This window comes from Haemophilus haemolyticus (assembly GCF_001008275.1).
Classification (GTDB): Bacteria; Pseudomonadota; Gammaproteobacteria; order Enterobacterales; family Pasteurellaceae; genus Haemophilus; species Haemophilus haemolyticus_P.
In genome coordinates, this window is sequence record NZ_LCTH01000022.1 from 109,641 (window position 1) to 120,442 (window position 10,802).

Genomic DNA, 10,802 nt, shown 5'->3' on the forward strand with positions numbered 1-10,802 from the left:
ATTTTATTATGAATAAACTAAAACTTTTTATTTGTTTATCAGCTGTTGCTGTGGTGACTGCCTGTTCATCAGGCAGTAAACCAAATACATTGTATACTTGGAATGGAGATAGCTATCCAGCTTCCGTATACCAATATCTAACTCAAGACGGCGATCCACAAGAACAGCTTCAGAAATTAGAAGAAATCGCTCAACTTGATAGCGGTAAAAAAGTACCACCTGGTCTGTATGCGCAGATTGGTCTTTTATATGGTCAATTAGGCAATGCAGGCAAAATGGCAGAAGCCTATCAAAAAGAAATGACTTTATTTCCTGAATCAACTCAATATATTAACTTCTTGTTAAATAAAGGAAAAAAAGTGGATACGAGTACAGAAAGCACTGGAAATAAAAAAGTGAAAAAAGGAGCGAAAAAATGAAAAAAATCTCTCTCTATTTGGTAATGGCTTGTACCCTTTTGCTTTCTGCCTGTTCAACAATGAAGCCTACGCCTTATGACTATACAAACTATCAAGAAAGTAAACCACGTTCTATCTTGGTATTACTTCCTACGGATACAACAAATGATGTTAAAGGTTCTCCTGCTGTATTGGCACATACAATTTCTCCATTAGCAGAAGAGGGGTATTATGTTTTCCCTCCTGCGCTTGTGTATGAAACTTTTAAGCACAATGGTTTAACACAGGCTCAAGAAATCCATAATGTAAATCTACAAAAATTACGTGATATTTTTGGTGCTGATGCAGTTCTTTACATTAATGTAGATGATTACGGTGTGAATTACCAAGTATTTGATAGTGTTACTAAAGTAAGAGTAAGTGGTAAACTTGTTGATTTACGTAGTGGTAAAATCTTATGGGAAGGTACAGGCTACGCAGACGATGCAGATCGCAATAACAACGGTAATGCCATCGCAATGCTAATTACTGCTGTAGTAAAGCAAATTGCGAACAATGTATCCGATAAAGGCTACAAAGTTGCTGCGTGGGCGACAGGAAATATGCTTAATGGACCTTGCAATGGTTGTTTGCTTTATGGTCCGAGACATCCATTGTATGGACAAGATCCACAATTACAGCCTCAACAAAAATAAAAAAGTTAGGGGCTAATCTACATCAACCCCTTAAATAATTAGCTTCTTGATATTCAAGAAGCTTTTTTATTTTCCGCATTTTCCGGCTCTAAATCTAATTTTGCCATCAATAACTGATCGCCATCTTCTTCTGGGTTACCTGTGACAAGTAATTTATCGCCATAAAAAATCGAATTTGCGCCAGCCATAAAACACATCGCTTGCATTTCTTCACTCATTCCACTACGGCCTGCTGAAAGGCGAACATAACTTTTTGGCATGGTAATACGTGCAACAGCAATCGTTCGCACAAATTCCGTCCAATCTAATTCTTCAGCATCGGCTAACGGTGTACCTTCAACCTTAACAAGTTGATTAATCGGCACTGATTCAGGTTGCGGATCAAGATTTGCAAGGCTCGCAATTAATCCTGCCCGTTCTTTGCGGGTTTCATTCATCCCCACAATGCCACCACAACACACTTTTAATCCAGCTTTGCGCACTTTTCCTAATGTGCTAAGGCGATCATCAAAACGGCGAGTGCCAATCACTTCTGCATAATGTTCTGGTGCGGTATCAAGATTATGATTGTAATAATCTAATCCCGCTTCTTTTAAATCTTCTGCCATACCGTCTTGCAATAAACCAAAAGTACCACAGGTTTCTAAACCAAGCGATTTCACTGCTTTAATAATTTCTGTGACTTTCTCAATATCTTTTGGTTTCGGGCCTCGCCAAGCTGCGCCCATACAAAAACGCCCCGCACCACGTGCTTTCGCAATTTTTGCTTTCGCGACGATCTCATCAACATCTAATAACTGCTGATTTTGCACACCAGTATGATAACGGGCTGATTGAGGGCAATAACCACAATCTTCTGGGCATCCCCCCGTTTTGATAGACATTAACGTGGATAACTGAATCGCTCGAGGATTAAAATGCTTACGATGAACTTGCGCGGCGCGGTAAACCAATTCCAAAAATGGCGTTTCAAATAACGCCTCAACTTTGCAAACAGACCAATATTCAACGCTTGGATGTGGTGTAATGGAGTTAATTTGTAGTTTTTCAGTTAACATATTTTTCCTTTGAAAGTGCGGTGAATAATCACCGAATTTTTGTATCTTATCTTTATTCAGTTTATAGGCAGGTATCGATAGCCATTGAATCGATTCATCAGTTATAAAATCTATATAATTTTACGTCTCTTTTTGCAATTGACTTATCTGACCATTTTCCACCAACAATACTCGATCTATCGTACCAACTAATTCCGATGGTTGGTGAGTAACAAGTAACAACGTCAGATGTTTCTCATCACAAAGTTTGTCGATTAATGCGAGCATTTCTACACGAAGTTTTTGATCTAATGCGGAAAAAGGCTCATCTAATAACAAGATGGGTTTATCTCGCAACAAACAACGCGCCAATGCCACTCGTTGTTTTTGCCCCCCTGAAAGAGAATTCGGTAAACGTTGTAAATAATCACCCAATCCTACAGAACAAGCGACCTGTTCAATTTTTTCCTGTTCAAGTGCGGTTAATTTTAAAGAGGGTTTTAACCCCAAGGCAAGATTTTGTTGTACGGTTAAATGAGGAAATAAATTATTTTCTTGAAATAGCATGGAAACCGGACGCTCGTAAGGTGCACTACTAGTATGATTTTTATCGTTTAACCAAATTTCTCCTTGATGAGGAAATTCAAATCCAGCGATTAAATTCAATAACGTACTTTTCCCTGCCCCACTTTCGCCAATAATTGCGACACGCTCGCCAGCATTTACGCTCAAATTAAAGCACATCGGTAAGGTTTTATCGTTCAAAATCACATTATTTAGATAAATCATCAGCATCCCTATGTGTGTGAATAAAGGCAAACAATATGCCACAAAGCAATAATAGAATCCCTGCGGTTACAGCTGCATCTTGATTACGATAATTCCCTAGCTGCTGATATAACAAGTGCGGTAGAGAAGTAAACTCTTGATTGCCGAACAACGCAATAGCCGTAAAATCCCCTAAAGATAGTGCCAAGGCTAAAGCAAAAGCATAGCGCAATGGTGCACGTAAATTTTGCCACTCAATCAGATAAAAACGTTGCCAGCCCACAATTCCCATACTATTACACAGATTTTCGTAATAACGCATATTATTATGAAAAGGTGCGCTCAAAATACGTAAAACAAAAGGCATTGCACTTAACGCATTGCAAAATACAACAATGACAAACAAATCAATATTCGAAAAATCGCGCTCTTGTAATAATAAAAATAACCCCATTGCGAGTACTAAAGTCGGAATTGCCAAAATAACCATTCCAGCATTAATAATAAATTGAGCAATTTTCTGATAATGCAACCATTCTAAACGGCGTGATAAAAGTAGCAAGGCAATTGCCATCATTAATGCAATCAATGCGGATAATGGCGCGATAGAAAGAGAATAGCCTAACGCACGCCAGAGCTGAGAATTATACCAAACTGTGAGTAAACTTGGTGAATTCAATGCGCTAATAAGAATGTTCAATACAGGCGAAAAAAGGAAAAATACAAAAACCAGTAAGACAAAAATATGGAAAATTTTGACCGCACTTTTAGGTTTTTCAAACCAAGGATTACGATTACTCAAGCCATTTTGATTAGAAGGTGAAAAACGCGATGTTAAGCTGAATAAAACTAAGCAAAATACAAATTGCAACATGGCAAAAAGTGCTGCTTTTGGCAGATCAAATTCAAATAAAATCGCTTGGTAAATTGCGGTTTCTAACGTTGTATATTGAGGTCCTCCGCCTAGTGTAAGAACAACGGTAAAACTAGTGAAGCAAAGCATAAAAATCAAGCTAAATGTGGGCAAACATTGCTGACGAAAAACGGGCCATTCCACCAATTTAACGAATTGCCAACCTTGTAAATTGAGTTGCGCCGCAAGCTGACGTTGCTGATAAGGTATACTTTGCAAACTTTGTAAGAAAAGCTGCGCTGCCAGCGGGATATTGAAAAAAAGATGGGCAATTAAAATTCCCGAGAGCCCGTAAATATGCCCCTGCCAAGGCATTCCCAAAAGATTCGCAAACCAAGCTAACCAACCGCTTGAACCATAAATGCCGATCAAACCAAAAATTGCCACTAAAACAGGTAAAACAAAGGTCAGCGACATTAATTTTAATAGCCACTTTTTTCCTAAGAATGGTTGATAAAACAATGCTCGAGCGAGGAGCAGACCAAAAAAAATAGATAAAACGGTAGAAAGTAAGGCTTGTCCAAAACTGAAAAGAATTAGATGCTGTAGATAATCATCCGTGAACCAAGATCGCCATTGCAATTCATCGCCCAATGCAAAGATCGAACTTAACGCGCCACCATAAAAAAGTGTAATCACGCCAATGACAACAACACCGCCCACATAATGACGAGGGCGGAGTTGTGGATGATGAAATAACGAAAACATCAAACTATTTTGTTAATGTGGTTTGCCAAGTGCTAATCCAATTTTTTAATTGTTCGGCATTCACCATTGGATTAATTGGAGTTTGAGTTTTTTGTTGAGCTTTAAGCGCATCAAAGTGCGGTTCAATTTCACCTTGAATGACTGGCAACATAATATTGGATGTCACAATATGTTTTTGTGCCGTAGGTGAAATTAAAAATGCCATAAAATCATCCGCACATTGATTTGGATGGTTTGCGACTCGAGCCGCTAATTCCACTTGAGTGATATGTCCTTCCGAAAAATCTGTCGCTACATAATTATCTTTTTTCTCAAAAAGTTGGTGATAAAGTGGTGATGTGCTGTAACTTAACACTAAATCCGCTTCTCCTTTTAAGAATGCACCGTAAGTATCCGACCAACCTTTACCCACTGTCACTGTGTGCTTATCTAAATCTTTCCAAGCGGATTGAATTTTATCGGCAGGGTAAATGGCATTCATCCAAACCAACAAACCGCGACCCACACTGCTGGTGCGAGGATCTTGATAAATTACACGGATATCTTGGCGTTCAACCAATTCTTTCAAACTTTTCGGCGGGTTTTGTAATTTAGTTTTATCGTACACAAAAGCATAGTTACCGAAATCGAAAGGCAAGAATGTTTTATTTGTCCATTTTGTTGGCAGATCAAGTTGAGTTAAATCTACTTTATTTGGCGTGAAAATGCCTGTTTTTTCAGCTTGTTCTAAAACAAAGTTATCTAAACCTAATACAATATCCGCTTTTGTTTTCTTTCCTTCCAAACGAACACGGTTGAGCAACACACCACCACTTTCAAAAGGCGTAAAATTAATAGCGCATTGTGGGTGCGCTTTTTCAAAATCTTGTTTTACTTTTGGACCTGCGCCCCACTCAGAAGTGAAAGAATCATAGCTATATACGTTAACACTTTGCTGTGATTGAGCTAATGCAGCTGTAGAAAAAAGTGCGGTAGAAATTAAGGTTAATTTAAGAAGTTTCATTATTACATCCTTATTTATATCAAAAGGCAGCAACAATGACGGGAAGGAGATAAGGTTGTATTCCTAGTTTCCTACGTCAGTATTAACTGTTTCAGGTTCACGGGTATGATCTCAGCATATTGCACCCCGACTAGGCTTTTTAGTTTATTAAAATTTACTAAGATTGCCAACGGATTTTTCAAAAGAAATAAACTTTCTACATTTCCTGAAAAAATAAAAAAGCCCTGTAAAACAGGGCATTCATAAGAAGTTTTAAAATTAAAAAGTGATTCGATTTGGCTTTCAATGCCTAAATCTGTCTGAGCAATGACTTCAAAACCAAAATCAGCTAATACATCTGCAATTTCTTTTACTGTGCCTTTATTGCCCGTGGCAAGTACAAATCTTTGCTTCGTAATTCTGTCCCTCATATCAAACATTGTCTTATTTTAATATCTCACCAAAAATTTTCGGAATAAATATTGACTTTAACCTTAGGTCAAGGTTTATGATTCGTGCTCATTCAGTTATCACATAGGAGAAAAACATGAAAAAACTTATGACTTTTATCACACTTAGCGCTGCTGCAGTTTCAGTTTGTGTCCAAGCTAATGAACAACCGCATCAAGCACACATGAATATGCCAATGCCGACAGGTTCTGCAATGCAACAAGAATTAATGCAAGGTATGAATCAAATGCATCAAGACATGATGGCAGCCTCGCAATATAAAGATCCTGATGTTGCTTTTGCAGCAGGTATGTTGCCACACCATATTGGCGCAGTAAAAATGGCGGAAGTTGAATTAAAATACGGAAAAGATCCTGAGATGCGTAAGCTTGCTGAGAATATTATTAATGCACAACAAGCGGAAATTAAACAAATGCAAAAATGGCTTAAAGTGCACAATAAAAAAGCCCTGTAAAACAGGGCATCCATAAGCGGTTTTAAAATTAAAAAGTGATTCGATCACGGTTTCTTTCAAGTGTTGCTTTACCAATCCCTTGCACTTCTAATAGTTGTTCAGCACTCGTGAAATTACCGTGTTTTTCACGATATTGCACTATCGCTTCTGCTTTTTTTGCACCGATTCCTGTTAAGGCTTTTTGAATTTCACTAACGGTTGCCGTATTGATATTCAATTTATCACTCACAGCAGCTGGTGCAACTTGAGTCTCAGTTTGAGTTGCCACAACAGGTTGAGCGGTTTGTTCTGTTGCTTTTTCCTCAGCAAAAGACGAAGAAGCAACAAGCGCACCACACAATACCATCGAAGTAAATAATGTTTTCATTAATTTCATAGAGGTTTCCTTGTAATATGAACATGTTGACGAGCATATCAACACAGCCATTTTTTATGCTTTCAAAAAAACGCTCAAGATTCTTACCGCACTTTTGAGATTCAGATCGCAAAAATTCTTGATTTTAATGAAAAAACAAAGGGCTTATCATTTACGACAAGCCCTTAAGATTAGTTAACTTCTTTTATTCTCAGCTCTTTTGGAACTTCAAAGAACATATTTTCTTCTAACCCTTGTAGTTCTTCTATGGTATTCGCACCAAACTCTTTTAAGCGGGAAATAATCGATTGGACTAATTCTTCTGGTGCAGACGCGCCAGCTGTAATCCCAATGGTTTTCACATCATTAAACCAATCCGCTTGAATATCGGAAGGATCATCAAGAAGCTGTGATTTAACCCCCATACGAGAAGCCAATTCAGCTAAGCGATTTGAATTTGATGAATTTTTAGAACCAACTACCAATACCAAATCAGATAATTTTGCCAATTCTCGCACCGCTTCTTGACGATTGGTTGTCGCATAACAAATATCGTTTTTATGTGGACCTTGAATCGCAGGATATTTTTCCTTTAATGCTGCAATGGTTTCTGCTGTATCATCTAGCGACAAAGTTGTTTGCGTCATAAAGGTTAAATCATCATTTTCTTGCATTGGCAAACGCGCAATATCTTCTACTTTTTCAATCAAGAAAATACCGCCATCTTCATTGCTATACTGCCCCATTGTGCCTTCAACTTCAGGATGTCCTTTATGCCCAATCAAAATCGCTTTTGTTCCCTTTCGACTTGCACGCGCAACTTGCATATGCACTTTTGTTACCAAAGGACAGGTTGCATCAAATACTTTGAGATTACGATCTTTCGCTTCTTGTCGAACGGCTTGAGATACGCCATGCGCAGAAAAAATAACGATAGCGCCATCAGGTACTTCACTTAATTCTTCTACAAAGATCGCACCACGATCACGCAATCCGTTCACAACAAATCGGTTATGTACCACTTCGTGACGAACATAAATCGGTGCGCCATGAATTTCTAAGGCTAGTTCAACAATACTAATGGCACGATCTACACCGGCACAAAATCCTCGTGGATTCGCTAAAATTATCTTCATTTCTGACCGCACTTTTCTGCTTGTTTATCTTGTACCTTTTTCTTTTCGCTCTTAAAAGCATCCAATGCTAATAATCCTGCACCAATACAAATAGCAATATCAGCGATATTAAACACTGGATAATGGTAAATATCCCAGTAGAAATCAAAAAAATCCACGACGAAACCATTGTAAGCACGATCCACCATATTAGCTAACGCCCCACCAATAATGAGTGCATAAGCAGAATTTTGGATTTTTTGTGCAACATCATTTTTTGCTAAAAAATAAACCAACATGCCAGAAATAGCTAATGCTAACAAAATAAAGAAATATTGTTGCCAGCCACTATGATCCGCTAAGAAACTAAATGCCGCACCATAATTGCGAACATAAGTAAGATTGAAAACAGGCAATACATTAACGCTTTCATACAAATCAAATTTTTGTACCACAATGTATTTAGTGAGTAAATCAACCACAAAAGCGACCGCACTTAACCATAAAAATGAAAGCCCTGATTTTTTGGACATAATATTTCCCTTTTAAAAAAATTGCGCTAATTCTAGCATAAGCCGATAAATGATAAAGCACGATCTCATTTACTGAACGGCTTCGGGTAATTTTGCTGGATCATCAGCCAACTCTTTGACATTCACGACTTTCTTCCAATCGAATACCTTAATTTCCTGTTTTTCAGGACGGAAGAAATCGACGCCTTGTAAATGTTTTTCCTTAATCCCCATCCAATCAGCAAAACCATAAACAAAATTAAATGCAGATTGTGGCGTTTTTATTTTTTCTACCTTTTGGCTATCACTCGAAAACATAACAAAAGGAATTTCATAATCTTGTTTATAAAGATTATTTGGATGCAATGATAAGCCTTTAGAATCCTCATAATGAGCAAGCCCATGATCTGAAAAGTAAATTACCGAATAGGGTTCATTTTGTGACACCAATTGTGAATTTAATTTTTCTAAAAACTGATCCGTATATTTAATTGATTCTAAATAACAAGACATAGATTGATTAATAAAATAATTTTTAACCTCGTATGGAAGACGCTCACAAAAGGCGGGATGTGAGCCCATTAAATGAATCACAATTAATTTTGGATTCGTAATATTTTCTTTTAAGGCTTTATCTAATACAGGCAACATTTCATCGTCATAAACTTTTTTAGAGTTATAACCTAACGGCTTCATAAAAATCGTTTCATCTGCACTTTGCCCAATACGAGAGGCCATCGTATCAAATTCACCAATTTTGCCTTGATTAGAAATCCAATAGGTTTTCACGCCCGCTTTTTTGGCTAAAGAAATAATATTATCCGTATAAACCGTTTCCCCTTTATCTGCTCGATATAAGGTGCGTTGCAAAGACGGTTGCGTATTTGGTGCTGCAGAATAATAATTTTCAAAAACTGTGCCTTTCACACTCTCTAAAAATGGTGTTGTTTTCAATGGAAAGCCATATAACGACATATAATCTTTTCGCATGCTTTCACCAATAATTAAAATATAATTTTTATATTTTGGCGTAAAAGATTGAATATCCCATTGAGAAGGCGCATTAACGGATTGATTTAGAAAATCTCGTTGTTCTAAATACAGATCATTCATACGATCAAATTCTGAGTAAAACAGAACAGGATAAAAACGGAATTTATACGCATAGTTCCAATCAGAAAATTGATTGTAAGAAAAAACTAATAATATGCCGATAACACCCGTATTCAGCCATTTAAATGCTTGTTGTTTAGCATGAAAACTTAATTTCATTAAAGCAACAAACAGGATGAGATAAGTAGCTTGAAATAAAAATATCCAAAAAGGAATGGTTGTGTAATATTCCAAGGTTTCATTAATATTCGTTTCATAAACAGAAGCGATAATACCTAAAGATGGAATACCATAGAAAAAACCAGCAGAGCAATAAAATAGCGCGCTGAGGAACAATACAGTAATTAATATTCGCCCAACCCAAGGGGTGAAATAAAAAGAAATCGCCGTGATAACAAATAAAATTGCGTAATCTGAAACGGGAATATTCTCACTTAATACATTACCCAACCCCATATTGGTAAAAATGGAGAAAATAACCAATAAGAGATAAAACCACATTGTTTTATAGCGAATCATTTCTTTCCCTAACATAACCTCTACTTCCTTTTGTACAAAAGTAAAAAAGTGCGGTTAAAATAAACCGCACTTTTCTGTTTTACAACAAATTTAATTATGCAAAATGGCGCACTTCACCATTACCCGCCACATTTTCTACACAACGTGGACAAAGTGTTGGATGTTCTGAATTTACACCAATTTTGTCAGAATAATGCCAGCAACGCGGACATTTTTCACCATTAGAACGAGCTACACTTACCGCAATTCCCTCTAACTCGCCCGCAGCCACATCTGCAGGTTTATCTGCTAATGCTTTCACTTCAGCTTTTGAGGTGATTAACACGAAACGTAATTCATTGCCTAATTGTTCTAACAATGCACGATATTCGTCATTCGCATAAACGGTCACTTCTGCTTCTAAACCGCCACCAATCACTTTATCGTTACGCGCGACTTCTAATACGCGGTTCACTTCAGAACGAACTTTAATCAGCTGTTGCCAGTAAGCATCATCTAATTTTTCATTCTCGCCTAAACCAAATAAGCCTTGATAGAATTCTTCAGTAAATACGAATTCTGCACGAGCACTTTCGGTTTGTGGTAAGTGTTGCCAAATTTCATCGGCAGTGAAAGATAAGATCGGCGCCATCCAACGAACTAATGCTTCAGCAATATGCCATAACGCAGTTTGACAGCTACGACGCGCAAGGCTGTCTGCTTTAGTGGTGTATTGACGGTCTTTGATAATATCAAGGTAGAACGAACCCATTTCTACCGAAC

The 10,802-nt window shown here is 37.4% G+C and carries 12 protein-coding genes and 1 riboswitch; of the genes, 3 read left to right on the forward strand and 9 right to left on the reverse strand.

The genetic code is table 11. The annotated features are described in order from the left end of the window. The first annotated feature begins 8 nt into the window (after nucleotides 1–8). Together AAX15_RS03375 and AAX15_RS03380 are read left to right on the forward strand one after the other, a co-directional pair. The gene (locus tag AAX15_RS03375; protein WP_046939143.1) at nucleotides 9–419 is read left to right on the forward strand and encodes a DUF4810 domain-containing protein; all 411 of its coding nucleotides are present in this window, start codon (nucleotides 9–11) and stop codon (nucleotides 417–419) included. Beyond that, nucleotides 416–1,093, forward strand: a complete 678-nt coding sequence (locus tag AAX15_RS03380) for a DUF799 domain-containing protein (protein WP_046939144.1) — start codon at nucleotides 416–418, stop codon at nucleotides 1,091–1,093. Before AAX15_RS03375 ends, AAX15_RS03380 begins: the two co-directional genes overlap by 4 nt. Before the next feature lie 53 nt (nucleotides 1,094–1,146). On the opposite strand, the gene bioB is transcribed toward AAX15_RS03380, so the two are convergent. From bioB to thiB, 4 genes are all read right to left on the reverse strand, one after another. Then, complete coding sequence (gene bioB, locus AAX15_RS03385; protein ID WP_005634466.1) at nucleotides 1,147–2,151, reverse strand: biotin synthase BioB; 1,005 nt, start codon at nucleotides 2,149–2,151, stop codon at nucleotides 1,147–1,149. Between the two features lie 120 nt (nucleotides 2,152–2,271). Continuing rightward, entirely contained in the window at nucleotides 2,272–2,919 is a 648-nt protein-coding gene (thiQ, locus tag AAX15_RS03390; RefSeq protein ID WP_046939145.1) for a thiamine ABC transporter ATP-binding protein, read from the reverse strand. After that, entirely contained in the window at nucleotides 2,903–4,519 is a 1,617-nt protein-coding gene (gene thiP, locus AAX15_RS03395) for a thiamine/thiamine pyrophosphate ABC transporter permease (protein ID WP_046939146.1), read from the reverse strand. Before thiP ends, thiQ begins: the two co-directional genes overlap by 17 nt. Before the next feature lie 4 nt (nucleotides 4,520–4,523). Beyond that, nucleotides 4,524–5,522: a thiamine ABC transporter substrate binding subunit gene (gene thiB, locus AAX15_RS03400; RefSeq protein ID WP_046939147.1), complete on the reverse strand. Its 999-nt coding sequence runs from the start codon at nucleotides 5,520–5,522 to the stop codon at nucleotides 4,524–4,526. 51 nt (nucleotides 5,523–5,573) lie between these two features. Continuing rightward, a riboswitch (TPP riboswitch) is annotated at nucleotides 5,574–5,661 on the reverse strand. 387 nt (nucleotides 5,662–6,048) lie between these two features. On the opposite strand from thiB, the gene copM reads away from it, so the two are divergent. Next, nucleotides 6,049–6,426, forward strand: a complete 378-nt coding sequence (copM, locus tag AAX15_RS03410) for a CopM family metallochaperone (RefSeq protein ID WP_046939148.1) — start codon at nucleotides 6,049–6,051, stop codon at nucleotides 6,424–6,426. A gap of 28 nt (nucleotides 6,427–6,454) precedes the next feature. Here the strand turns inward: copM and AAX15_RS03415 are convergent, their stop codons facing one another. The 5 genes from AAX15_RS03415 to AAX15_RS03435 all read right to left on the reverse strand — a co-directional run. Next, nucleotides 6,455–6,802: a ComEA family DNA-binding protein gene (locus AAX15_RS03415; RefSeq protein ID WP_046939149.1), complete on the reverse strand. Its 348-nt coding sequence runs from the start codon at nucleotides 6,800–6,802 to the stop codon at nucleotides 6,455–6,457. Nucleotides 6,803–6,972: 170 nt separating this feature from the next. Beyond that, nucleotides 6,973–7,917, reverse strand: coding sequence for a 4-hydroxy-3-methylbut-2-enyl diphosphate reductase (gene ispH / locus AAX15_RS03420; RefSeq protein WP_005634483.1), 945 nt, complete (start codon nucleotides 7,915–7,917; stop codon nucleotides 6,973–6,975). Further along, entirely contained in the window at nucleotides 7,914–8,429 is a 516-nt protein-coding gene (lspA, locus tag AAX15_RS03425) for a signal peptidase II (RefSeq protein WP_046939150.1), read from the reverse strand. The genes ispH and lspA overlap by 4 nt, the downstream gene beginning before the upstream one ends. A gap of 69 nt (nucleotides 8,430–8,498) precedes the next feature. After that, complete coding sequence (locus tag AAX15_RS03430; protein WP_046939151.1) at nucleotides 8,499–10,055, reverse strand: phosphoethanolamine transferase; 1,557 nt, start codon at nucleotides 10,053–10,055, stop codon at nucleotides 8,499–8,501. A 79-nt stretch (nucleotides 10,056–10,134) separates the two neighbouring features. Next, on the reverse strand, nucleotides 10,135–10,802 hold a 668-nt coding region (locus AAX15_RS03435; RefSeq protein WP_155397808.1), incomplete at its 5' end, for a class I tRNA ligase family protein.